We start from the raw sequence: 22,868 nt of genomic DNA on the forward strand, positions 1-22,868 counted from the left end.
CTGCCATAAGCTTTATAGAAAACGCATACCCCAATCTGCATGCTCCACCCAAGCGTGGCCAAATTTATCAAAGCGAGGCGGTAATCTACCGTCAGCGGGAGCGGTCCTTCATATCCGTAAGGCTGGTTTCACGCTGGAAAGTCCTCCCGAAAGCACGCGAAACGCAAATCAGAGTAATGGGTTCGCGTTAGCAAGCTTTTGATCTTTCTACTCTTCGCTCACTTTTTTAACCAATCTCGTATCGAGGCCAAACCGCTCCTGGCTTTCCAACCGGTATGAGCCTTCTGCCAAATCGCAGCTCATGAGCAGATTCCACGAGTGTCGAGACACCGTGGAGGGGATGAGGACAAACGGACAATTAGCTAACAGGTTGTCCCCGAACTGACACTGATTCGGGGAAGGCCGGGCACCTGTTAACCAATTGGGGTTAGGAACGTCCTCGGGTTGCACGACCTTGATCAGGTCTGGATCAAGCACAGTGAAGCAAGTCAGCACATGCGGGACGATGTCCAGCAGGTCAAACCCGGTGTGGACCGCGACTTCCAAGATCGCGGTAGCAGGATCCGCAGCCGCGTACACAACGTGGCGCCCCGGCGGATTCCATCGGCCACCCACCTTATGAGCTCCGATTCCTTTGTCCCATGTGTCCGCAAACTCAGCACGGTCGAGGCGCCAGGCATGCCACGCTCCCGACCAAGGCAAAGCATTCACTGATAGACCCCGTACTTAATCCGCTCTAGATAATCTTCGACCGCCTGAAACCCCATCGGGTTATGGATGACATCTAAAGGAATGTCTCCGTCGAGATACTTACAGGGCCGACTCAACCACTGCTCTGCAAGCTGCTGGTCACCGAACACATTGATCGCGTCCTCTAGCACCTTGGCGTACTGGAACGCGACAGCGCTTTGAAGAGCATCCAACCTTTCGGAACGGCCTGCACTGTTCTGGCGTTGCAGCGTACGGATCGATTTGCCAATGATGCGGCTGGTGATCTTTTTGTGCGCCAGAGGCTGATATGCCGAAATCAATGCATCTACGTCGTGACGGTGAAAGCCCTCTGTAGTGCGTTTGTAGATGTCGTAATCACTAAGCTGGCCAGCATCAACATGGATGAGAAACCATGTCGGCTTGGCTAGGTTGTAGTCTTTGGTCGACCGGCTGGTGACAGTAGTCATGACAAAACCCTCTAGCGTCATTTGGCGTATACATTACTGCCATTTGGCGCATAACGCACTATACCTACGAGCGATTGCGCGCTGGCCTGGCGCTCACTTGAGCCTTACAACGCAGCATGGGGCAATGAGGTCCAGACCCGCTGCCAGTTGAATTTTCGTTGAGCGTCGATCACTGCAGCTCACAAAGGGTGTTCTCCGGTGCTGGCCGCATGCGCGCTCAAGCAAAAACGTCGCTAAAAAATCCGGTAAGGCCCGCTTCTCTATTCTTTCTGGTACTCGGCTTCGTCGTCTTTTGAACTAGGCATATCCCCGCGCCTGGAGACGACTGCCGCCATGACCCATCGTAATGCCCGGTATCGCCCTACCTGTCTGGGACCCTTGGTCCTGGGGCTAGCCTGCCTTCGCGCAGAGGCTGTGGACGTTGTGGCCTATACGGACCGCCACCATCCACTTACCCAGACTCAAGGTGCCCGTGTCGTTCTGCTCGACGAGGCCTCGTGGCTGCAAGGAGAGCTTTCTCGAGACCTACCACCCGACCTCGCGACTGCTGAACAAAGGGTTCGCTATCGTCTGGAACAGACGCCGGCCCTCGCCCCGCAACTGGCCAATGCCTACCAAGACCTCCTACAGGCCTGGCATCTGGGCCTTACTCACCTGCCGGCCGTAGTGGTTGATCAACGTTATGTCGTCTATGGCGATACGGAGGTGGCCCGGGCCGTGGCACGTATCGAACGCCAGCAGGGCCGCCGGCCATGAAGCGTTCTGCTCGCCTGCGTCCTGTGCTGCTAGCCGGAACCCTTGCCAGCACGACCGCGGCTTTGGCACTGGATACCTCGGCGATCGTGGCTTCGGTGGCCTCACCCGACTGCCTGCAGTACCGCGTTGTCGGCATCTGCTACTGGCTTTACTGCACCTTAGGCGGCTGTAGCGTCCGCACCTCGCTCAAGGTCAGGCATTACGTTCCGGACGCCGTCGTTGCCAGCTATTCGAACACCGGTGAAAACCCGTGGCACGCCCTGCGTGCGCTGAGTCCGGCGACTGCCATGGCGCGCTCAGGCGGCGCAGGAACCAGCGCCGAGGTGCATGAAAACAACCTCGCCCTGTTCAAGAATGCGGATGTGATCGGTCATCCCGGCGCTGCCGCCCTGGGTCAGTATGCCGGCCAGTTTGGCTACACCTGCGGTGGCGCCGGGACGCCGTTCAAACCCTATTTGCTCAGCACCCTCGATACCCTGGCCTGGCGATATGGCGTACCCGAGCGCGCCTATCCTGAAGCGGTGTCGCCCGGCCTACGGGAGATTGGCACCCGCGCGCAAGCCAACCTCTGGGGCACCGTCTATCCCCGGACCGGCTTTGTGCATCAAGCCGATGACTACAAGGGCGCTGCCGTCATCGCCCAGCGCGCAGGCGATATCGTCACACGCGAGGGACAGCCCCACGTCTACCAGCCGCTGCGGGCGCAGCCGCAATGGGGTTACTGGCCCGCCGGCCCGCTCAAAGAGGGCGATGCCCAAACCGGTAGGTGGCAGCCCTTGGCGCCTCGGCTTTCGTCCACCTGCGTGGTGTTCCCGCATGACCAAGCAGGGCCACAGGCCATGCAGGGCGACTACGCCTGGGCGTTGTGGCGCCCCTATGCCTGCTGTGAGCGCCAGGGCCAGGTGCTGCTGGGCAGCCAGGACTTTCTGTAGCGATCTCAGTAGGTATCTCCATGACCCCTCCTCATCGAATGGGCCTTTGGCGGGCTCTGCACCTCGTCACAGGCATGCTGCTGCTCACCAACAGTGGCGCGCAATCACTTCGCCTGGATAACACAGGTATCAACCTCAGCGGACCGGTCTTCAGTGACGAGGTGTTCTACAGCATTGGCGGCGGCCGGGCGGTGTCCATGAGCCCGGCGGGCAACATGGAGAGCTTGGGTGTGGGCGTTGGCTGGAACAGCAACCTGGTCTGTGGCGACATGAGCCTGTCGACCACGGTGCAAAATCAGCTCAATGGCGTCACCAACGGCTTTCACAGCCTGATGAACAACGTCATCCAGAACGCCACCAGGGCAGTGGCCTCACTGCCCGCGCTCATCATCCAACGGGCAGATCCTGCCCTGTATAACCTCCTCACCAACGGCATCCTGCAGGCGCGCCTGGACTTTGATCGCTCCAAGGCCAGTTGCCGCGCCCTGGCCGGTCGCATGGCAGATCTCGCAGGCGGAAGCGCCGGATGGGATCAGCTAGCCGAAGGCATGGCGCTCAAGCAAACCCTTGCCAGTCGCGACGGAGTGTCCGCGGTCGAGCAGGCTGAAACGCGCGGGGGTCAGCAGGGCGTGCCGTGGGTGGCCGGCGCGCCAGCAGGAGGACGTGATCAACCCCCAATTCGCCTGATCAGCGATGTGACCCGGGCAGGCTACAACCTGCTCAACGGGCGAAGTGCTCAAGAGACCACCGACCTGGACCCCGCGCAGTGCCACGACCGGTTGATCTGTCAGGTCTGGCCGTCGCCCCACGCCGCGACAGCCTGGGCCAATCGAGTCTTAGGAGAGCGCGAACTTAGAACCTGTACGCAGTGCACCAAGACCCAAACCACACCCGGCGTAGGCCTGACGCCGCTGATCCAGGAGGAGTACGACAAGGTCCTGCGCGCGCTGCGCGACCTCGTGGCAGGCACCACGCCCACCACCTCCGAGCAGCTTGCCGCTGCGGGTAGCCGCGCATTGCCCGTCACCCGAGGTGTCATCGAGGCCTTACGCGATGAGCCGGACCGAGATGTACTAAGCGAGCGTCTTGCCTCCGAGGTGGCCTTGTCACGCGTCGTGGAGCAAGCGCTGTTGCTCCAGCGGTTGCTGCTGACCGGTCTCAAGGAGCCCAACGTCGCCGCAAATGAGATCGCCACGCGCACCCTTCGTACCGAGCAGGAAACCCTGACCCAGGAGGTCGGTAACCTGAAGACCGAGCTGGAGCTGCGCAGGACGCTGACGACCAATGCGGCGTCGCGTGTGGTCGATCGCCAACGCGAACGCGCCGCTCGCTCAAGCGGCATCTTCCAGGGTGATGCCGCGCCCCGCCGCCTGGATGTGATTCAGGCCCCTCAGGAGGATGCGCCATGAGGCAACTTATTTGGCGTGCGGTCCGCAAACAATGCCTGCGGCGTCGCTCACTGGCCGCGCTGGTGCTCCTGGTGGTGCTCCTCCTGGCACCGCAATTCGGCCAACCTTCCCTAGACCGACTACAGGTCTGGACCGCTTGGCTGGAGGCGCACGCGATGCTCCTGTTGTTGTGGCGGCTGTGCCTGTATGGCCTCACGGTGTGGGGCTGGTATGGGCTGCACCAACGGGTACGCGCCCGCGAAGGGTCATCGCGCGGCGTGGTACGCCTGTATCTGCTGGAAGGCCTCGCCCTGTCGACGCTGACGGTTGCGGAATGGCGCCTTTGGGCCCACGCCGTGCAGTGAGGACACCCACGCCATGACGCTTTACACCACGGACTACCTCGAGTACTACCTCACCCTGGTCGGCTGGCTTATCCATAACGGCATCTGGAATCTATTGCTGGCCAGCGGTCTCTTTGCGCTGCCCTTTCTGCTGATCGTGGTCCAGGAATGGCTACACGCCCGTACCGTCAGTACGGATGAAAGCCAGCAGAGCCTACTGTCCAGCCGGCGCATCGAAAGCCGCATGCTCCTGGCGATCGGCGTCATTGCCTTTGCGGCGATTCCCATGATCCCGGTATCGCTGAACACCCTTCAGTTTGACATGAGCCGTTCCCGCCAATGCCAGGTCGATGTCGCGGCCCCTGCCAAGACAGGCTGGGCCTTGAGCTATACCCAACTCAACGGGCAGCAGGCCCTGATACCGGTCTGGTGGTTCTTTGTGCACGCCCTATCAAAGGCTGTGACCGGCGCAGCCATTGCGGCCATTCCCTGCGGCACTGACTTGCGGCAGATCCGTATGGAGCTTGATGCCACACGCATTGCCGATCCACTGCTCGCGCAGGAAGTAGCCGACTTTACCCGTGAGTGCTACGGCCCCTCGCGCGCCCGGCTGTTCATGCAGCGCCCTGGCCTGGCTGCGGATCAGCGCTATGACGTCACCTGGATCGGCTCTCGCTATTTTCTTAACTCACCTGGCTTTTATGACATTGACCGGGCGCGTACCCCACGCGCCGCTTGGCCTTACGAAGCGACGCGTGATGCAGGCCTGACACCGGGTCCCACTGGCGCGGGCTACCCACTCTGTCGCCAATGGTGGTCCGATCCAGGACGTGGGCTGCGCGAGCGATTGCTGACACAGGTTGATGCCGGCCTGCTGAACCGCTTGGCGCAGTGGGCAGGCTTTGTTTCCCGGCAGACCGTAGATGATGCGGTCATACGCGCTGTCGTCGCGCCGCGCCAGCAGAAGCTGAATCAGGGTCAGGTCTACACCGACTATGGCGGCCAGGTGGATATGTCGCTGCCTAACATGGCCGCCCGTTTGGCCGGAGACACGGGATTGGCCTTGGGATCCCTGGGGTTCTTTCCCGCTATGGACGTCGTGCGTCAGGCACTGCCGATGGTGCTGTCGCTGCTAAAAATGGCGCTGGTGATTGGCCTTCCCTTGCTGCTGGTCATAGGCACCTACGACCTCAAGACCACGCTGACGCTCAGCACCGTGCAGTTCGCGCTCTTCTTCGTGGAGTTCTGGTTTCAGCTGGCCCGTTGGCTCGACAGCACCATCCTGGACGCCCTCTATGGTTGGGGCTTTGGCGCCGGACGTCCGCACCGAAATTTCGATCCTTTGATCGGCCTGAACAACGCCTTCGGTGACCTCTTGCTGAATTTCATCATGGCCACGATGTTCATCGCCTTCCCGACGTTCTGGATGACCGCGTTGACCTGGGTTGGCCTGCGCGTCGGCGCGGCCCTTCAGGCCCTGGCGAGCGGTACCCAGGATGCGCGCGGCGCTGGCGCCAGAGGGACGGACGCCGTTCGGCAGGGGATGCGCTGATGGCCATTGGACCTGCCATTACGTCAAACAGACTCCGCAAGCAAGCGGCTCAGATCTATTACACCCCAGGAGCGCTCACCATGTTTATGCGTTGGCGTCGCCACTTCCATACGGCCGTATCGTCGGCCTCTGATACCCCAGCCTTAGCGAGTGATGGCTTGCATCACCCTCTACCCGGCGCGGAATTACTGGAACGCCCCGAACGCCAGACGTTGATGGACCAGATCTGGCAGCGAACCGCCGTATCCCGTGAGCAATTTGATCGCTTGTACCGGACGCCACTGCAGCGCTACGCCGAGTTGGTCCAGGCCTTTCCAGTATCCCTGGACGGGCCGTACCGCTATGCAGGCGGCATGCTTGACCACGCCCTGTACCGGGTCTGCTATGCGCTGCGTCTGCGTCAGGCTTGCTTGCTACCAATCGGTGCGCCGCCCGAGGAGCAGGCAGCGCAAGCTGAAGCCTGGACGGCGGGCGTTGCCTATGCAGCGCTCCTGCAGGACCTTGGCAAGTTGGTGGTCGATCTCTCTGTAGAGCATGACGATGGTACACCGTGGTACCCCTGGCAGGGTCCGCTGCGTCGGTCCTACCGCTATTACTACCCGCCTGAACAGCCCTATCGCCTCCACAGCGCCGCCACTGCCCTAATGTACAGCCACGTCCTGGATGCAGACCTGCTCGCTTGGCTCTGTGGCTATGAAACGCTATGGACGAACCTGCTTTTCATGATTAGCGGACAGGAAGCGCAGGCCGGCATCCTGGGCGACCTGACCTTTCAGGCCGCACAGGCGGTCATGGACCAAGCCGCCTGTTGAATCGGGCGCTAATCGGCGCGCACGCTTCACGATTCAGACAGGTGGCCTTGGGCACCATAATCTAGCGCTCACCAGGCGCTAAATGCCTACAGGACAAACACCGCAGATACCAGCAGTGAACTGTCGTGGTACGTCTACATGAGTTGACAACAAACCAGACCTTCCACGAACTACCATTATCCAAACCGCTAATAATTCCCACCTGAAAAAGTTGTTAAGTGCCACTGCGCCGGTCAATCTTCCGATTCAAGATGATCGAGGTCTGGGTCTGCTTCACCCCGTCCAGGTTGCCGATGCGGTCGAGCAGGTCGTCTAGCTTTTCGTGGGTGGTGCAGCGCAGGAAGGCCAGGTAGTCGAACTGACCGCTGACCGAGGAGACTTCCTCGACTTCGACCATCTTTTCCAGAGCGCGGATGACGCCAGCGGTGCTGCGCGGCAGGACGCTGATGGCGCAGTAGGCACGCACGGCAGCCTGTTCCAGTTCGGAGCCCAGGCGCAGGCCGTAGCCCTGAATGATGCCGTCGCGCTCCAGGCGGGCCAGGCGGGTGACCACGGTGGTGCGGGCCAGGCCCAGCTGGCGGGCCAGAGTGGCGTTGGAAGCGCGGGCGTTCTGTTGCAGCAGGTGGATGAGCTGCCAGTCGGTCGGATCGAGTTTGGTGAACATCAGGCTGCCTGCCAGGGGCGGGCGTCGGGGGCAGAGGCCACCGACGCGAGAGCCGACATTCTAGGCGGGGCGGCCAAGGGCAGCCAGGGCAGCTGTCAGGGATTCGCGCTGCTGACGCTCGTACAGCGCCATCTCGTCGAGGACCGGCGCACCCAGGGCCGCTTCGAAGGCGGCGCGATTGCCGCCGCTCTGGTACTCCTGCTGGCTACCGGCACCCAGGTTGGACTGGAAGATGCCCGCGGCACTGACCGGCAGGAAGTCTTCGTAGGTAATGGGATCGGCGATGAGCTGGCCGGCGGCGATCAGGGCTTCGGTATCCGTGGTCTCGACGCCTGACCCAGTGCCCTCGGCGGCACGATAGCGGAACCAGGCCAGGCCCTGGCGGCGCAGTTCGTCCCACGTATCTGGCAGTGCCTGGAACACCTCGGCCAGTACGGTCGCATAGTCGCTGCCTGCCGTTTTGCTGCGCTGGCGGACCTCTTGCAGAAGTTCGTCGTAGCGCTGCCGGCCGGCCGGGGTGAGGGCCACGCCGCGCTGTTCGATCTCACCGAAGCGCGCCGTGTGCGAACCCTGGACCTCGCCTTGGAACAGGATGGGTTCTTCCAGCGCCTTGAAGCTGGTCTGGCGCAGCAGGATGGGGCACTGGCGGCGAGGCGGGCCCTCGATGGTTTCCTTGGGCGCGATGCCGCGGGCGGGCATGCGAGCCTGGACGGCATCGATGTCGAGGGTGCGCGGCGTCAGGTGATTGATGTGCGGGCCCTTGAAGCAGACCACGTCGGCGATCAGCCGGTGGGTATCGTGCAGGCGCCCGTAGAGGCCAGCATCGACGTTGGCCTCGCGGTGCCAGCGAAAGGTCTCCAGCGCCTCTTGCACGAAGGCATCGGCCTCCGCGTCGGTGAGACCGCCCTGGGCCTCGGCGCGCTCGATCAGCTCCAGCGCACCCGGGGTGAAGATGCGGCGCTCGTTCAGGACCTTTTCAGCCAGCTGGCGCAGCTCGGCGTCCTCGATCAGCTCCAGGCGCAGCAGCGAGGTGAAGACGCGAAAGGGATTGGCCTGCAGGGCCGCCGGCTCGACCGGGCGGAAGGCGGTGGAATGCACCGGGACACCCGCCACGCTGAGGTCGTAGTAGCCGACCGGCTGCATGCCCATCACGGCGAACAGGCGGCGCAGGGTGGCCAACTCGTCAGTCGTGCCGACACGGATGGCGCCATGGCGCTCCAGATCCAGACGCTCCGCAGAATCCCGGGAGAAACCCGGCTGCCCGGCATTCACCTCGGCGACCAGCTCCAGCAGGGTGCCGTATTGCGGTACCTCCTGGCGGTACATTACCGACATGGCCTGGGAAAAGCGGGTACGGATCAGGTCCGGGGAAAGCAGCGACGCGGCGGTCATGGGAGCGGCTCCTGGCTCAGGCTAGGCGTCGATTTCGACACGCCCCCGCGCGCTGCTCAAGCGATCTTTGCTCATCGGATCATTCCCCGGGGGAATGGGTGGAAGCCCTAGTGATCCTTGTGCTGGGTCTTTGGCTTCTTGACGTGATCGGCGCCGGTATCGCTACCCGAACCGCCGCTGGAGCCGTTGTCGGCCGCGCCCACACCGGTGCTGGGCGCCTTTTCCATGCCATGGGTGCTGGTGGGATCGGGACGCGCGGGGGTAGCGGGAGGATTGGTCGGGCTGGTCTGGGCCAGGGCGGCGCTGGACAGGCCGAGGCCCAGGATCAAGGTGGGAAGCAGCAGGGACTTGCGCATGGGAGGACTCCTCTGGACGGATTCACTCCCGTTTAGGCACCTCCCGCGCGGGGAGGTGCCGCGCCATGGGTCAGCTGCCGCCTGTGCTGGCCTTGTGGGCTTTCTTGTGCGCCACCTTCTTGTGGTGGGTGGTAGCCTGCTTGCCGGTCTTGGCAGGGCTGCTGGTGGTAGCCGCGGGCGGCGTAGCGGGATCGGTCGGCGCCGTCTGAGCGAAGGCGGCAGAGGTGGCCAGGAGGCCGGCGAGGGTCAGGCAGAGGGTGGTGCTTTTCATGGAAGTCACTCCTTCGGTGGCTGATTGCAGCGTCAGTTAGCCGGCTTTCGCCAGGCAAAACCGTGTCCTCTTCCACAGCCAGGGTCACTAGTAACAAGATATTTCATCCGACTGCTAAAGCGTTAACAGTCTGCCGCCCCCTTCGCCAGGGTCCCAGCTTGGGCATAATGCCGGGACGCCCCCTACCGTTGCCGCGCATGCCCAAGAGCCCTCACCTTCCCAAGCGCCCCCGCTGGAGCAGCCTGCTGCTACTGGCCCTAGGCCTGACGCTGCTGCTGATTCCGCTACGCTATGCAGCCCAGCATTTCTACGAGGCGCAATTGGCCGAGCAGAACGGCCAGACCCTGGACCTCTATGTCGCCAACCTGCTCGGCACCCTGAGGCGCTACGAGGTGCTGCCCGACCTGCTGGGCGACCTGCCGGTGCTGCGTAACGCCCTGGCGCGCCAGGGTGACGGCAGCGCCCAGGACGCTGCCAGCCAGATGCTGGAAGACATCCGGCAGCGTACCGGGGCGGATGTCATCTACCTGATGCAGGGCGACGGCACCTGCCTGGCCAGCTCCAACTATCGCCAGCCAGACAGCTTCGTCGGTCGCGACTTCTCCTTCCGGCCCTATTACAAGGCGGCCATGCAGGGGCAACCAGGTCGGTTCTTCGGCCTCGGTACCACGTCGAGCAAGCGCGGCTACTATTTCGCCGCCGCGGTGCGCGACGGCGAGCGCGCCACCGGCGTGGTGGTGGTCAAGGTCGATCTGGACAGCGCGGAAAGGCTCTGGGGCAACGCCCCCGAGCAGTTGCTGGTCACCGACGACCTCGGCGTGGTCATCCTCACCTCCCACGACGCCTGGCGCTTTCGCGCGACCCATCCGCTGGACGAGCGCCAACGCGAGCAGGTCAATGCCAACCGTCCCTACCCCACCACCAACCCCGCGCCCCTGACGCTGGTCCCTGACGACTGGCTGACCCAGACCCGCAATCTCGACGAGGTGGGCTGGACGGCGCAGATCCTGGCACCGCGGGAGATGGTCGAGCGTCAGGTACGCAGCGCCCTTTACGTGGGAGCCGCGACCCTGCTGGCGTTGCTCCTGCTGCTGGTGGTCATGACCCTGCGGCGGCGGCACTTCATCGAGCGCCTGGCGCTGGATGCCCGGGCCAAGCGCGACCTGGAGCTGAACGTGGAGGAACGCACCCGTGACCTGCAGACGCTCAACGCGCGCCTGCAGCAGGAGGTGCACGACCGTGAACAGGCCCAGCGCGAACTCATGCGCGCCCAGGACGAAGCCGTGCAGGCCGGCAAGCTGTCGGCCCTGGGGACCATGTCCGCCAGCATCAGTCACGAACTCAACCAGCCCCTGGCGGCCATCCGCAGCTACACGGAAAACGCCGTCGTGCTGCTCGACCATGACCGGCGGGACGATGCCCGTGGCAACCTTAAGCTGATCGGCGAGCTGACCACGCGGATGGCCAACATCATCGCCCACCTCAAGGCCTATGCTCGCGGCGCCCGCCGCGCGCCGGAAAGCGTGGTCTTGCAGGGCGCCCTGGAAGACGCCCTGGCCATGGTCGCCGCCCGCCGCCGCGCCATGCAGGTGGAGCTGATTCGCGACCTGCCCGATGCGCCCCTGTGGGTGCAGGCCGGTGAGACCCGGCTGCGACAGATCATCAGCAACCTGCTGAGCAATGCCCTCGACGCCCTGGCGGAAAAGACCAGCGCCCGCAGACTATGGCTGACCACCAGCCTCGATGAGCGCGGTGTGACCCTGATCCTGAGAGACAATGGACCGGGGTTTTCCAGCGAAGCCCTGGCCCGTGCCCACGAACCCTTCTTCACCACCAAGGCCACCGCCCAGGGGCTCGGCCTGGGCCTGGCGATCTGCGATAACCTGTTGCGGACCCTGGGTGGCCACCTGCACCTGTCCAACCACGCCGAGGGCGGGGCCGAGGTACGCCTCTACCTGCAGCACGGCAAGCCGGGGGTTGCCTCGGTGCCCCAGGAAGAAGTCCGCGGATGACCGCCAAGCCCCTCTACCTTAGGTCTTTGTCATGAGTGCCCTGCCCCCCTTCGATCCCGCCAGCCAGATCCTGCTGATCGACGACGACGCCCACCTGCGCCTGGCGCTGAGCCAGACCCTGGACCTGGCCGGCTTCAAGGTGACGACCCTGGCTGACGCCCGCGAGCTGGAGATGGCCGCAGTGCGCGATTGGCCCGGCGTGGTAGTCAGTGACATCCGCATGCCCGGCATCGACGGCCTGGAGCTGCTGGCCCAGTTGCATCAGCGCGACGCCGAGTTGCCGGTGGTGCTGATCACCGGCCATGGCGACGTGCCCCTGGCGGTGCAGGCCATGCGCGCCGGCGCCTATGATTTCCTGGAGAAGCCCTTCGCCAACGACGCCCTGATCGACAGCGTGCGGCGTGCGCTGGGGGCTCGCCATCTGGTCCTGGAAAACCGCAGCCTGCGCCTGGCCCTGGCCGAGCGCCATGAACTGCAGACCCGGCTGATCGGCCAGACCCCGGGCATGGCCCGGCTGCGCGATCAGATCGGCGCCCTGGCGGCCACCCAGGCCGATGTGCTGATCCACGGCGAAACCGGTGCCGGCAAGGAAGTGGTCGCCCGCGCCCTGCACGACCTGTCGAATCGCCGCGACGGCCCCTTCGTCGCCATTAACGCCGGCGCCCTGGCCGAATCCGTGGTGGAAAGCGAACTCTTCGGTCACGAACAGGGCGCCTTCACCGGCGCCCAGAAGCGCCGCATCGGCAAGTTCGAATACGCCAGCGGTGGCACCCTCTTTCTCGACGAGATCGAGAGCATGAGCCTGGACGTCCAGGTCAAGCTGCTGCGCCTGCTGCAGGAGCGCAAGGTCGAGCGACTCGGGTCCAACCAGCAGATCCCGCTGGATATCCGGGTGGTCGCCGCGACAAAGGAAGACCTGCGCCAGGCCGCCGACCAGGGCCGTTTTCGCGCCGATCTCTATTACCGGCTCAATGTCGCCACCTTGCGCATCCCCGCCCTGCGCGAGCGCAGCGAAGACATCCTGCCGCTGTTCCACCACTTCGCCCGGGCCGCCGCCGAGCGCCATGGCACCCCGGGGCGCGAGCCCGATGCCGAGCAGCGCGCGGCCCTGATCGCCCACAGCTGGCCCGGTAACGTGCGGGAATTGCAGAACGCCGCCGAGCGCTTCGCCCTGGGCCTGGACCTGGCGTTGGACAGCAGTGCCTTCGCGCCCCTGGCACCGATGAGCGCCGCCCCCGTGGCCGCCGCGGCAGCGGTCGTCGCGGCGCCGTCCTCGGCCGGCCTGGCCGCCGGGCTGGGCGAGCAGGTCGAGGCCTTCGAGCGCGACCTCATCCAGCGTGAACTGGCCCGACCCCATGCCTCCCTGCGCAGCCTCGCCGAGGCCCTGGGCCTGCCACGCAAGACGCTGTCCGACAAGCTGCGCAAGCACGACCTGCAATTCACCGGCGGTGCGGCGGACGAAGGCGACTAGGCCAAGGTCGGCTGGTCGCGCCTGTCCAGGAGTGGCAGAGTGCGGGAATCAGGCGTCATGCAACAGGCGTTCGCGCAAGGAGATCCTCTTGACCTCGCTCATGCTCGAAGAAGCCGCCGCCAGCGGTGCGGCGGTCACTCGCCAACTGGCGACCATCGACCAGGCCCTGGCGGCTCTGGCCGACGACCTCAGAGCCCAGCCGCCGCAGCTCGCCCTGACCGTGGCCCGCGGCAGCTCGGACCACGCCGCCAGCTATTTCGCCTACCTGGCCATGGCCCACCTAGGCCTGCCGGTGCTGTCCCTGCCGCCCTCGCTGGTGACCCTGCGCCAGGCACCGCTGCGCGTCGAAGGCCAGCTCGCCCTGGGCTTTTCCCAGTCCGGGCGCAGTCCCGATCTGATCGAGACGCTCAGCGCGCTGGATCGCTATGGCGCCCGCACCGCCGCCCTGGTCAACGAGATCGATTCCCCCCTGGCGCTGGCCTGTCGCCACGCCATCGGAGTGCAGGCCGGTCCTGAACGCAGCGTCGCGGCTACCAAGAGCTTCATCGCTACCCTGGCCGCCGCCGCCCGCCTGATCGCCCATTGGCAGCAGGACGAGACGCTACTCGCCGCCGGCGTGGCCCTGCCGGAAGCCCTGGACCGGGCAGCCGAACTGAGCTGGGCGCCCGCGCTGCCCGTACTGCGCGACGCCGAGCGCTGCATGGTGGTCGGCCGTGGTCCCGGCTTCGCCATTGCCCAGGAAGCCGCACTCAAGCTCAAGGAAACTTCGGCGCTGCAGGGCGAGGCCTTCAGCGGCGCGGAATTGCAGCATGGCCCCCTGGCGCTGGTGGAACGCGGCTATCCGCTGTTGATCTTCGCCCTGCGCGGGCCCGAGCAGCCCGGTCTGTTGCAGCTGGCGCGAGATCTGCGCGGACGCGGTGCCCGAGTGCTGCTGGCGGCCCCGGACGACGTCGCCGAGCGCGATCTGCCGCTCGCCGTCGCCGGCCACCCGGACCTGGACGGCCTGCTGGCGATCCAGAGTTTCTACCGCATGGCCGCGCTGCTGGCCGAGGCGCGTGGCCAGGACCCGGACCAGCCCCGCCATCTGCGCAAGGTCACCCTGACTCGCTGAGCCGCCCCTTCACCCAGGCGTCCCAAGATGGGACGCCGACGCCCTCCCGGCCCTACCCCACCCTTGGAGCTAGCTCTTTCGATCTAGTCGGTGGGTGCCTGCCGGGCAACAATCTGCCAAGCGGTCCACAGAGCCGGTAAGTCGCTGGAAATCGGTCACTTTTTTCTTGTCGCTCCCGGCGATTTGTCTCAGCGTTCGCGCAACGGATGATGAGGCAGCACATATGGACATGAGCACGATACTTGCGAACAAGGTCCGCCTGACGACGGGAAACGTCCTCCTGGCGGAACTGCTCAAACCCTTTCTGGAAGAACGCCACGGGATCGAGCTGGGCTGTGCCCGCGAGCTGGATGAGGCGGGGGACGCAAGCCTGGTGCTGGTCGATCTCGGCAGCGTGCCCGAGGCGCCGCTCGAACGCTGGCTGGCCAGCCTGCCAGCGGCGGTCACCGTGGCCTTTCTCAACGCCAGCGTCGAACAGGCGCTGCCCTGGGTCGAGCGCTTTCCCGCCATCCAGGGCGTGTTCGCGCCCCAGGCCAGCCGGGAGCAACTGCTGCAAGGACTGGGCGCGCTGCTGGCCGGCGAGGACTGGCTGCCCCGCGCCGTCCTGGCCCACCTGCTGCGCCGTTCCCGCGAGCGACCCAGTCTTGCCGCCGACGGCCTGACCCGCCGCGAGCGCGAGATCCTGCGGCTGGTCGGCCGGGGACTCTCCAACGCCGCCATCGGCCAGGCGCTGTGCCTGAGCACCCACACGGTCAAGAGCCACATGCACAACCTGCTCCGCAAGACCGGCGCCGCCAATCGCGCCGAGGCGGCGCTGCGCTTCCATGCCGGGCAGGACCTGCCGGGATGAAGGCGGTCTGGCTGCTGTTCGGCCTGCTGCTGGCCGGACCGCTGCGAGCCGAAGGCGATCTGATCCAGGGACTGCTGGTGGACAACACCATCTCCCGCTTCGGCCACGACTTCTATCGCCACTTTTCCGATCGCCTGACCGACACCACCGACCTGGACTTCAACCTGGTGGTGCGCGAACGGCCCTCGGCGCGCTGGGGCAGCCTGGTCTGGGTCGAGTACGAGCAGCGGCTGCTCTATCGCCAGTTCATTCCGCCGAACAACAGCGAACTCAAGGATGCGGCCTACGCCGCCGCGGATCAGGTTCACGAGGGCATCACCCGGCGGCGCCTGGAAAACCTGCTGCAGGACACTTTCGACATGGATAAGGACGAATTATGAACGCGCACGCCTGGAAGGTCCTGCCCCTGTTCTGGACCCTGGGAATCGCCTCGGCCGCGGCGACCGAGCTGGTCTACTCGCCGGTGAATCCGTCCTTTGGCGGCAATCCACTCAATGGCACCTACCTGCTGAACAACGCCACCGCCCAGGATCGCCACAAGGATCCGGACCTGCGCAGCAGCGCCAACAGCCAGTCGGCGCTGGAGCGCTTCACCAGCCAGCTGGAATCGCGGCTGCTGTCCCAAGTGCTGACCGACATCAAGGATGGCAACTCGGGCACGCTGTCCACCGACCAGTTCATCGTCAACATCGTCGACGACTCCGGCAACCTCACCGTGCAGATCACCGACCGCGGTACCGGGGAGATTTCGGAAATCTCCGTCAACGGCTTCAACCAACCCTGAGCACGGACGCCACCCATGAACGCCTTTTCCCTGGCGGCGGCCCTGACCGCTGCTCTCGTCCTGACCGGCTGCGTACGCGACCCCATGCCCGCCGAGCAGAACGCCGCCCCAACCCTGACGCCGCGCGCCTCCACCTACTACGACCTGCTGGCGCTGCCGCCACCCAAGGGACCGCTGGTAGCCGCCGTCTACGGCTTCCGCGACCAGACCGGACAGTACAAGCCCAACCCGGCCAGTTCCTTTTCCACCGCTGTGACCCAGGGGGCCGGCAGCATGCTGGTGGACGCCCTGCAGGCCAGCGGCTGGTTCGTGGTGCTCGAGCGCGAGGGGCTGCAGAACCTGCTGACCGAGCGCAAGATCATCCGCGCCACCCAGAACAAGCCGGATCTGCCGGAAAACCTGCAGCAGGCACTGCCGTCGCTGCAGGCGGCCAACCTGCTGCTCGAAGGCGGCGTGGTGGCCTATGACACCAATGTGCGCAGCGGCGGCGAGGGAGCCCGCTACCTGGGCATCGGCCTGTCCGAGGAGTATCGGGTGGATCAGGTCACGGTCAATCTGCGCGCCATCGATACCCGCAGCGGCCGGGTGCTGGCCAATGTCATGACCTCCAAGACCATCTATTCCATCGGTCGCCAGGCCGGCGTCTTCAAATTCATCGAATTCAAGAAGCTGCTCGAAGCCGAGTCCGGCTACACCACCAACGAGCCGGCGCAGCTGTGCGTGCTCTCGGCCATCGAGGCGGCCGTCGCTCACCTGGTTGCCCAGGGCGTCGAGCGGCGGCTATGGCTGGTGGCGGACGGACGCGATCCCCGTGACCCGGCCCTGACCAAGTACCTGGAGCCGACCCGGCGCTAGGGATTAAGCCGCCACCCCCCGGGGTTTCGCTCCCTGGAGCGATAGCGATGGGCCAGGCGGCTCCGGACAATGCCGGACGGAGAATTCAGGCAATGACGGTGATAGAGATGTGCAGCCTACCCCGCGGCCTGGCCGTGATCCTCACCCTGGCACTCGGCTTCACGGCTACTGCATCGGCCGCCGATCTCATGGAAACCGGCGATCTGGGTCAGGCGCCGGCGGCCCAGCACGACGCCGCCATCCGTCAACTCGGCGTGAACAATCAGGCGCTCATCGACCAGCGTGGCACCGCGCTAAGGGGCCAGATCGTCCAGAGCGGCGCGGCCCAGGAGGCCTCGATCCTGCAGGACGGCTCCGAGCTGAGCGCGGTCATCCTGCAAGGCGGCTACGGCAACGTCGCGCGTATCGAGCAGGTCGGCAGTGGCAACCAGGCGGACATCCTTCAGCTCGGCGTCCAGGGCAACGCCCGCATCGAACAACACGGCTCGGGTCTGTCCAGCCGCATCGTCCAGTACGGAAGCAACCAGAACACGGTGGTACGGCAGTACCGCTGATGACCCTCATGGAGATCAGACAGATGTTTCTACTCAGGCCCCTGGCCGCCCTGACGCTGGCCCTCGTCGCCGGTAACGCCCTCGCCGAGAACAGCACCGCCACCGTCCAGCAGAATGGCAACAGCGGCACCATCACCCTGGACCAGAGCGGCGCCGGCAACAGCGCGGCCCTCTATCAGCTGCAGGGTGAAAGCAACGAGATCAATGTGGTCCAGACCGGCGCCAGCAGCGCCACCATCACCCAGGGCGGTGATATCTACGGCTATGCCCAAGGCAACGTGGCGACCCTGCGCCAGGAAGGCGGCAGCAGCGTCCATACCCTGACCCAGGACGGCTTCGGCAACCAGGCCGCCATCACCTCGGTGGGCAGCAACAGCGGCACCCTGGTCCAGTCGGCCTCCAGCGCCCAGCTGACCCTGGACCAGAATGGCGACAACAACCAAGTGCGGGTCGACCAGAGCGGCGACGGCGCCGTGGCCACCCTCACCCAGGTCGGCAGCGACAACCGCATGGAGCTGACCCAGATCGGCTATCCCGGCGGCACTGCCGAGCTGACCCAGCGGGGTCAGGGCAATAGCATCACGGCCTCGTCGTCTGGCAAGTTCAACGAGCTGGCCTTTACCCAGGATGGCAATCGCAACGAACTGAAGGTCGACCAGTCGGGCCGTGGCAACCACACCACCGGCAGCTCCACGGGCGACGACAACCTGGCCACCTTCAACGTCCAGGGCGACAGCAACACCACCAGCATCGTGCAGAACGGCAATGGCAACGAGGCACGCCTCGACACCACCAGCGCCTACAGCACGGCCACCATCGACCAGGTCGGCAACAGCAACCACGCGAGCATTCTGCAGACTTCGGCCAACTTCAACAGCTACAACGACAGCGCGCGGATCTCGCAGAACGGCTTCGGCAACAACGCCACCATCAACCAGCGGTGAACCGCGCTACCTGGCTGCTGCCTGTCCTCCTGCCACTGGCGGGAGGCGTCGCTGCCAGCGTCAAGTTGGAGCTGCAAGCCCAGGGAGATGGCGCTCGGGTCCAGCTGTGCTTCGTCCACGAGAGCGCGCCGCTCCGCTATGAGCTGGTCGTCGAACTGCATGGACCCGCTGGCGTCGCCCGTACCCGGCAAGCGGGTGACGCCGAGGGCGACAGCTGTCCGCTGGCCAATCGCCTGGGCGCGGCGCCAGGCAGCCTGATCCGCGCGACCCTGACCTGGCAACGCCAAGGGCAGGCGCAGCCGGTCATCGAGCGGCGGCTGCAGCTGTAGCGAGCGGCCAGCCGACAGGTTCCACGTGGAACCCGGCTTACAGGGTCAGCGGCAATTCCAGCAGGGTCTGCTGGCGCGCCGCCAGGCGCTGCTGGAATTCGGCCGGGTCGTGAATCAGCACGTCCTGACCGGCGAAGGCCTGGGCGGCGATCAACCGGGACAGCCAGAAACGCACGCAGGCGACTCGCAGGAGCACCGGCCACAGTTCGGCTTCACGGGGCGTGAAATGGCGGTCGGCGGCATAGGCTGCCAGCAGCGCCCGAGCGCGCGGCAGGTCCAGCGCGCCATCCGCGGTGGAGCACCAGTCGTTCACCGTGATGGCGAGGTCATAGAGCATCCAGCCGGAACTGGCGTTGTAGAAGTCGATGACGCCCGACAGCTGCGGACCATCGAACATCACGTTGTCGCGGAACAGATCGCCGTGCAGGTTGGCCTCGGGCAACGGCGGCTGCTCGGCCAGCAGGCTGCGGATTTCCCCCAGGGTGCGCTCAAGCAGCGGCTGAGCCGTGGCGTCCAGGCTCGGCGCCAAGCGCTCGCCTTCGGCCAGCATCCAGGCCAGGCCACGGTCACTGGCGCGCTCGATGCGCCGCTCGCCGGCGGTGGCCCGGTGCAGATGCCCCAGCAGGTGGCCAACTTCGCTGCAGTGATGGGGATTGGGCGCACGCTCGTGGCGACCGGCCAGGCGCGGCTGCAGCAGCGCCGGCTTGCCCGCCAGCTGGCGCAGCGCCTGACCATCCTGGGTGCGCACGGCATAGGGCACCGGCAGATCGGCGTCGTGGAGGACGTCGAGCAGCTCGATGAAGAACGGCATTTCCGCCACCGGGCCGCGCTCCACCAGGGTCAGGACGAATTCGCCGCCTTCCAGGCTGATGAAGTAGTTGGTGTTTTCCGAGCCCTCGGCGATGCCCCGGAAATCCCGCAGCCGACCCAGGCCATAGGGCGCGAGAAAGGCTTCGAGGGTGGGACGATCGAGGGGCGTGAAGACGGACATGACGAGGCCTGGCGGGAGAGTGTGCGAGCGGCGCGCAGTTTACCGGTCCAGGCGCCCTGCGCCTACCAGCTGAACAGTCGCCAGCTGGGGACGTGCAGGGTCGGCTTGTCGTTGGCGGCGGTGCTGCTGCCATCGGCGGGTACCAGCTCGTAGGGTGCGCCGTGCTTGGGGATGACCCGGGTGGACTGCAGCACGCCACGGATCCGCGTCTCCTCGATGGTCTGGTCGCCGGCCTGGTAGCGGATCACCTTGATCTCGTCAGGCAGGGGCTTTTCCCCCGGCGGCAGCGGTTCCGCAGCCTGCACCAGCGGGGCCAGCAGCAACGCGGCGAAGAGGAAGCGACGAGCACCCATGGTAACCTTTGACCTTTTGAACGGAGCGAGTGGTCGATTCTAGAACCCGGCCTTGCCGTCGTCGAGACTGGCCGGACAGACGCCGCACACGCCACGACAAAGGTCTAGACCATGAGCCACGCCCCTCTCGTCCTGGTGGACGGTTCCTCCTATCTGTATCGCGCCTTCCACGCCCTGCCGCCGCTGATGACTTCCACCGGCAAGCCGACCGGCGCGGTGAAGGGCGTGCTCAACATGCTGCTCTCGCTGCGGCGCCAGTATCCGGACAGCCTCTTCGCGGTGGTCTTCGACGCCAAGGGGCCGACCTTCCGCGACGCCCTCTTCGCCGACTACAAGGCCCAGCGCCCGGCCATGCCCGATGACCTGCGCGGCCAGGTCGAGCCGCTGCACGCCTGTATTCGCGCCCTGGGCCTGCCGCTGCTGGCCATCGAAGGGGTGGAGGCCGACGACGTCATCGGCACCCTCGCCCGCCATTGCGCCAGCGCCGAGCGCCCGGTGGTGATCTCCACCGGCGATAAGGACATGGCCCAGCTGGTCTGCCCCTATGTCACCCTGGTCAACACCATGAGCGGTAGCGTGCTGGACGTGGAAGGGGTCAAGACCAAGTTTGGCGTGGGCCCCGAGCTGATCATCGACTACCTGGCGCTGATGGGCGACAAGATCGACAACATCCCCGGAGTGCCGGGGGTGGGCGAAAAGACCGCCGCCGGGCTGCTCAATGGCATCGGTGGTGGCCTGGATACCCTCTATGCCAACCTCGACGCCGTGGCCGCCCTGCCCCTGCGCGGCGCCAAGTCGCTGGCCGCCAAGCTGGACCAGCATCGCGAGCAGGCCTACCTGTCCTACCAGCTGGCCACCATCAAACTGGACGTGCCGCTGGAGCTGACCTTCGACGAGCTCAAAGTCGGCGAGCCCCATGTGGAAGCCCTGATGGCGCTCTACCAGGAGCTGGAATTCAAGTCCTGGCTGGATGACCTGATCCGCGACACCAAGCGCCAGGGCGCGCCCCTGCCGCTGGCCGAGGATGCCGCCACCACCCAGGTGGAAACCCACTATGACACCGTGCTGGAACAGGCCGACTTCGACGCCTGGCTGGCGCGGCTGCAGGCCGCCGACTGCTTCGCCTTCGACACCGAGACCACCAGCATCGACGCCCAGCGCGCCGAGCTGGTAGGGCTGTCCTTTGCCGTGGCGCCGGGCCAGGCCGCCTATGTGCCCCTGGCCCACAGCTACATGGGCGCGCCAGCCCAGCTCGCACTGGAGCCGGTGCTGGCGGCGCTCAAGCCGCTGCTGGAGGACCCGGCCAAGCTCAAGGTCATGCAGCACGGCAAGTACGACCTCAATGTGCTGACCCGCTACGGCATCACGATCCAGGGCATCGCCTTCGACACCATGCTCGAATCCTATGTGCTGGATGCCACCGCCACCCGTCACGACATGGACAGCCTGGCACTCAAGTACCTGGGCCACAGCACCATCCGTTTCGAGGACATCGCCGGCAAGGGCGCCAAACAGCTGACTTTTGACCAGATCGCCATCGAGCAGGCCGGGCCCTATGCCGCCGAGGATGCCGACGTCACCCTACGCCTGCACGAGACCCTCTGGCCCAAGCTGGAAGCCATCCCCGGCCTGGCTGGGGTGCTGCGTGACATCGAGATACCGCTGGTGCCGGCACTGGCGCGCATCGAGCGCAACGGCGCCCTGGTGGATTCGGCGCTGCTCGGGGTACAGAGCCGCGAGCTGGGCGAGAAGATGATCGCCCTGGAAAAGGAGGCCTATGAGCTGGCTGGCCAGGAATTCAACCTGGGTTCGCCCAAGCAGCTGGGCGAGATCCTCTTCGTCAAGCTGGGCCTGCCGGTGGTCAGCAAGACCGCCTCCGGCCAGCCCTCCACCGCCGAGGCGGTGTTGCAGGAACTGGCCGACCAGGACTTCCCGCTGCCCAAGGTGCTGATGCAGTACCGGCAGATGAGCAAGCTCAAGAGCACCTACACCGACAAGCTGCCGCAGCAGATCAATCCGCGTACCGGGCGCATCCATACCAGTTATCACCAGGCGGTGACGGCCACCGGCCGGCTGTCTTCCAGCGACCCGAACCTGCAGAACATCCCGATCCGTACCGCCGAGGGCCGGCGCATCCGCCAGGCCTTCGTCGCGCCCCAGGGCTATCGCCTGCTGGCGGCGGACTATTCGCAGATCGAACTGCGCATCATGGCCCACCTGGCCCAGGACGAAGGCCTGCTGCACGCCTTCCAGAACGACCTGGACGTGCACCGCGCCACTGCCGCCGAGGTGATGGGTGTACCGCTGGAAGAGGTCAGCAACGAGGATCGCCGCCGCGCCAAGGCCATCAACTTCGGCCTGATCTATGGCATGAGCGCCTTCGGCCTGGCCAAGCAGATCGGCGTCGGCCGGGCCGAGGCCCAGGCCTATATCGATCGCTATTTCCAGCGCTATCCCGGCGTGCTGGCCTACATGGAACGCACCCGCGCCCAGGTGGTGGACCAGGGCTACGTGGAAACCCTCTACGGTCGCCGGCTGTACCTGCCGGACATCCACTCCAAGAACCAGGGCCTGCGTCGGGCAGCCGAGCGGGCGGCGATCAATGCCCCCATGCAGGGCACCGCGGCGGACATCATCAAGCGCGCCATGATCGCGGTGGACGCCTGGCTGCAGTCGACCCCTGAGCTGGACGCCCGGGTGATCCTGCAGGTACACGACGAACTGGTGCTGGAGGTACGCGAGGACCAGGTGGAGCGCCTGCGCGAAGGCCTGCTACCGCTGATGAGCGGTGCCGGCGAGCTGGACGTGCCGCTGCTGGTGGAGTCTGGGGTAGGTGGCAATTGGGATGAGGCGCACTGACGGTCGCCTGGCTGAGCTTGATCGCGGCCACGGGCCGCTCCTACAGCGGTTCGAAGTACCTGTGGGAGCGACCGCATCGGCGGATGCCCATGGCCGCGATATAGGCACCG

The 22,868-nt window shown here is 65.5% G+C and carries 25 protein-coding genes; 17 read left to right on the top strand and 8 right to left on the bottom strand.

Annotated features, from left to right (window positions below; genetic code table 11):
- Positions 1 to 207: 207 nt before the first annotated feature.
- A complete protein-coding gene (locus tag ACUCV0_RS11640; protein ID WP_280307770.1) occupies positions 208 to 711 on the bottom strand; it encodes an RES family NAD+ phosphorylase in 504 nt (167 codons plus the stop codon).
- On the bottom strand, positions 708 to 1,178 hold the full coding sequence (locus ACUCV0_RS11645; RefSeq protein ID WP_166655875.1) for an antitoxin Xre/MbcA/ParS toxin-binding domain-containing protein: 471 nt from the start codon (positions 1,176 to 1,178) through the stop codon (positions 708 to 710). The genes ACUCV0_RS11640 and ACUCV0_RS11645 overlap by 4 nt, the downstream gene beginning before the upstream one ends.
- 423 nt (positions 1,179 to 1,601) lie before the next feature.
- Between ACUCV0_RS11645 and ACUCV0_RS11650 the strand changes: the two genes are divergently transcribed.
- From ACUCV0_RS11650 to ACUCV0_RS11675, 6 genes are all read left to right on the top strand, one after another.
- On the top strand, positions 1,602 to 1,934 hold the full coding sequence (locus ACUCV0_RS11650; RefSeq protein WP_482212759.1) for a TIGR03757 family integrating conjugative element protein: 333 nt from the start codon (positions 1,602 to 1,604) through the stop codon (positions 1,932 to 1,934).
- Complete coding sequence (locus tag ACUCV0_RS11655) at positions 1,931 to 2,866, top strand: TIGR03756 family integrating conjugative element protein (RefSeq protein WP_482212760.1); 936 nt, start codon at positions 1,931 to 1,933, stop codon at positions 2,864 to 2,866. The genes ACUCV0_RS11650 and ACUCV0_RS11655 overlap by 4 nt, the downstream gene beginning before the upstream one ends.
- Before the next feature lie 74 nt (positions 2,867 to 2,940).
- Positions 2,941 to 4,275: an integrating conjugative element protein gene (locus ACUCV0_RS11660; protein ID WP_482212761.1), complete on the top strand. Its 1,335-nt coding sequence runs from the start codon at positions 2,941 to 2,943 to the stop codon at positions 4,273 to 4,275.
- Entirely contained in the window at positions 4,272 to 4,619 is a 348-nt protein-coding gene (locus tag ACUCV0_RS11665; RefSeq protein WP_482212762.1) for a hypothetical protein, read from the top strand. The genes ACUCV0_RS11660 and ACUCV0_RS11665 overlap by 4 nt, the downstream gene beginning before the upstream one ends.
- A 13-nt stretch (positions 4,620 to 4,632) precedes the next feature.
- The gene (locus ACUCV0_RS11670) at positions 4,633 to 6,150 is read left to right on the top strand and encodes a conjugal transfer protein TraG N-terminal domain-containing protein (RefSeq protein WP_482212763.1); all 1,518 of its coding nucleotides are present in this window, start codon (positions 4,633 to 4,635) and stop codon (positions 6,148 to 6,150) included.
- A gap of 80 nt (positions 6,151 to 6,230) precedes the next feature.
- Positions 6,231 to 6,962: a TraI domain-containing protein gene (locus tag ACUCV0_RS11675; RefSeq protein WP_482212764.1), complete on the top strand. Its 732-nt coding sequence runs from the start codon at positions 6,231 to 6,233 to the stop codon at positions 6,960 to 6,962.
- Between the two features lie 214 nt (positions 6,963 to 7,176).
- Here the strand turns inward: ACUCV0_RS11675 and ACUCV0_RS11680 are convergent, their stop codons facing one another.
- The 4 genes from ACUCV0_RS11680 to ACUCV0_RS11695 all read right to left on the bottom strand — a co-directional run bounded on the left by ACUCV0_RS11680 (position 7,177) and on the right by ACUCV0_RS11695 (position 9,645).
- A complete protein-coding gene (locus ACUCV0_RS11680) occupies positions 7,177 to 7,626 on the bottom strand; it encodes an AsnC family transcriptional regulator (protein ID WP_313649808.1) in 450 nt (149 codons plus the stop codon).
- A 60-nt stretch (positions 7,627 to 7,686) separates the two neighbouring features.
- On the bottom strand, positions 7,687 to 9,018 hold the full coding sequence (hglS, locus tag ACUCV0_RS11685; protein WP_482212765.1) for a 2-oxoadipate dioxygenase/decarboxylase HglS: 1,332 nt from the start codon (positions 9,016 to 9,018) through the stop codon (positions 7,687 to 7,689).
- A 107-nt stretch (positions 9,019 to 9,125) separates the two neighbouring features.
- The gene (locus ACUCV0_RS11690) at positions 9,126 to 9,374 is read right to left on the bottom strand and encodes a hypothetical protein (RefSeq protein WP_271653564.1); all 249 of its coding nucleotides are present in this window, start codon (positions 9,372 to 9,374) and stop codon (positions 9,126 to 9,128) included.
- A 70-nt stretch (positions 9,375 to 9,444) separates the two neighbouring features.
- Entirely contained in the window at positions 9,445 to 9,645 is a 201-nt protein-coding gene (locus ACUCV0_RS11695; RefSeq protein ID WP_482212766.1) for a hypothetical protein, read from the bottom strand.
- A gap of 197 nt (positions 9,646 to 9,842) precedes the next feature.
- On the opposite strand from ACUCV0_RS11695, the gene ACUCV0_RS11700 reads away from it, so the two are divergent.
- From ACUCV0_RS11700 to ACUCV0_RS11745, 10 genes are all read left to right on the top strand, one after another.
- Positions 9,843 to 11,657, top strand: coding sequence for a sensor histidine kinase (locus tag ACUCV0_RS11700; protein WP_482212767.1), 1,815 nt, complete (start codon positions 9,843 to 9,845; stop codon positions 11,655 to 11,657).
- Positions 11,658 to 11,688: 31 nt separating this feature from the next.
- On the top strand, positions 11,689 to 13,128 hold the full coding sequence (locus ACUCV0_RS11705; protein ID WP_482212768.1) for a sigma-54-dependent transcriptional regulator: 1,440 nt from the start codon (positions 11,689 to 11,691) through the stop codon (positions 13,126 to 13,128).
- A 100-nt stretch (positions 13,129 to 13,228) separates the two neighbouring features.
- Positions 13,229 to 14,239, top strand: coding sequence for an SIS domain-containing protein (locus tag ACUCV0_RS11710; RefSeq protein ID WP_323150283.1), 1,011 nt, complete (start codon positions 13,229 to 13,231; stop codon positions 14,237 to 14,239).
- A gap of 229 nt (positions 14,240 to 14,468) precedes the next feature.
- Positions 14,469 to 15,089, top strand: a complete 621-nt coding sequence (locus tag ACUCV0_RS11715) for a helix-turn-helix transcriptional regulator (protein WP_482212769.1) — start codon at positions 14,469 to 14,471, stop codon at positions 15,087 to 15,089.
- Positions 15,086 to 15,469: a curli production assembly/transport protein CsgE gene (gene csgE, locus ACUCV0_RS11720; RefSeq protein WP_059313110.1), complete on the top strand. Its 384-nt coding sequence runs from the start codon at positions 15,086 to 15,088 to the stop codon at positions 15,467 to 15,469. Before ACUCV0_RS11715 ends, csgE begins: the two co-directional genes overlap by 4 nt.
- Positions 15,466 to 15,873, top strand: coding sequence for a curli assembly protein CsgF (locus ACUCV0_RS11725; RefSeq protein ID WP_059313109.1), 408 nt, complete (start codon positions 15,466 to 15,468; stop codon positions 15,871 to 15,873). Before csgE ends, ACUCV0_RS11725 begins: the two co-directional genes overlap by 4 nt.
- Positions 15,874 to 15,888: 15 nt before the next feature.
- The gene (locus ACUCV0_RS11730; protein WP_017641598.1) at positions 15,889 to 16,728 is read left to right on the top strand and encodes a CsgG/HfaB family protein; all 840 of its coding nucleotides are present in this window, start codon (positions 15,889 to 15,891) and stop codon (positions 16,726 to 16,728) included.
- A 107-nt stretch (positions 16,729 to 16,835) separates the two neighbouring features.
- On the top strand, positions 16,836 to 17,282 hold the full coding sequence (locus ACUCV0_RS11735; RefSeq protein ID WP_482212770.1) for a curli fiber surface-exposed nucleator CsgB: 447 nt from the start codon (positions 16,836 to 16,838) through the stop codon (positions 17,280 to 17,282).
- Positions 17,283 to 17,305: 23 nt separating this feature from the next.
- Positions 17,306 to 18,226, top strand: coding sequence for a hypothetical protein (locus ACUCV0_RS11740; RefSeq protein ID WP_482212771.1), 921 nt, complete (start codon positions 17,306 to 17,308; stop codon positions 18,224 to 18,226).
- Complete coding sequence (locus tag ACUCV0_RS11745) at positions 18,223 to 18,555, top strand: hypothetical protein (RefSeq protein WP_482212772.1); 333 nt, start codon at positions 18,223 to 18,225, stop codon at positions 18,553 to 18,555. Before ACUCV0_RS11740 ends, ACUCV0_RS11745 begins: the two co-directional genes overlap by 4 nt.
- A gap of 37 nt (positions 18,556 to 18,592) precedes the next feature.
- On the opposite strand, the gene ACUCV0_RS11750 is transcribed toward ACUCV0_RS11745, so the two are convergent.
- Together ACUCV0_RS11750 and ACUCV0_RS11755 are read right to left on the bottom strand one after the other, a co-directional pair.
- Complete coding sequence (locus ACUCV0_RS11750) at positions 18,593 to 19,546, bottom strand: homoserine kinase (protein WP_434775427.1); 954 nt, start codon at positions 19,544 to 19,546, stop codon at positions 18,593 to 18,595.
- A gap of 62 nt (positions 19,547 to 19,608) precedes the next feature.
- Positions 19,609 to 19,899, bottom strand: coding sequence for a DUF2782 domain-containing protein (locus ACUCV0_RS11755; RefSeq protein ID WP_027597317.1), 291 nt, complete (start codon positions 19,897 to 19,899; stop codon positions 19,609 to 19,611).
- Positions 19,900 to 20,010: 111 nt separating this feature from the next.
- Between ACUCV0_RS11755 and polA the strand changes: the two genes are divergently transcribed.
- Entirely contained in the window at positions 20,011 to 22,758 is a 2,748-nt protein-coding gene (polA, locus tag ACUCV0_RS11760; protein WP_482212773.1) for a DNA polymerase I, read from the top strand.
- Positions 22,759 to 22,868 lie beyond the last annotated feature (110 nt).

This window comes from Pseudomonas sp. VMV1, from assembly GCF_056790235.1.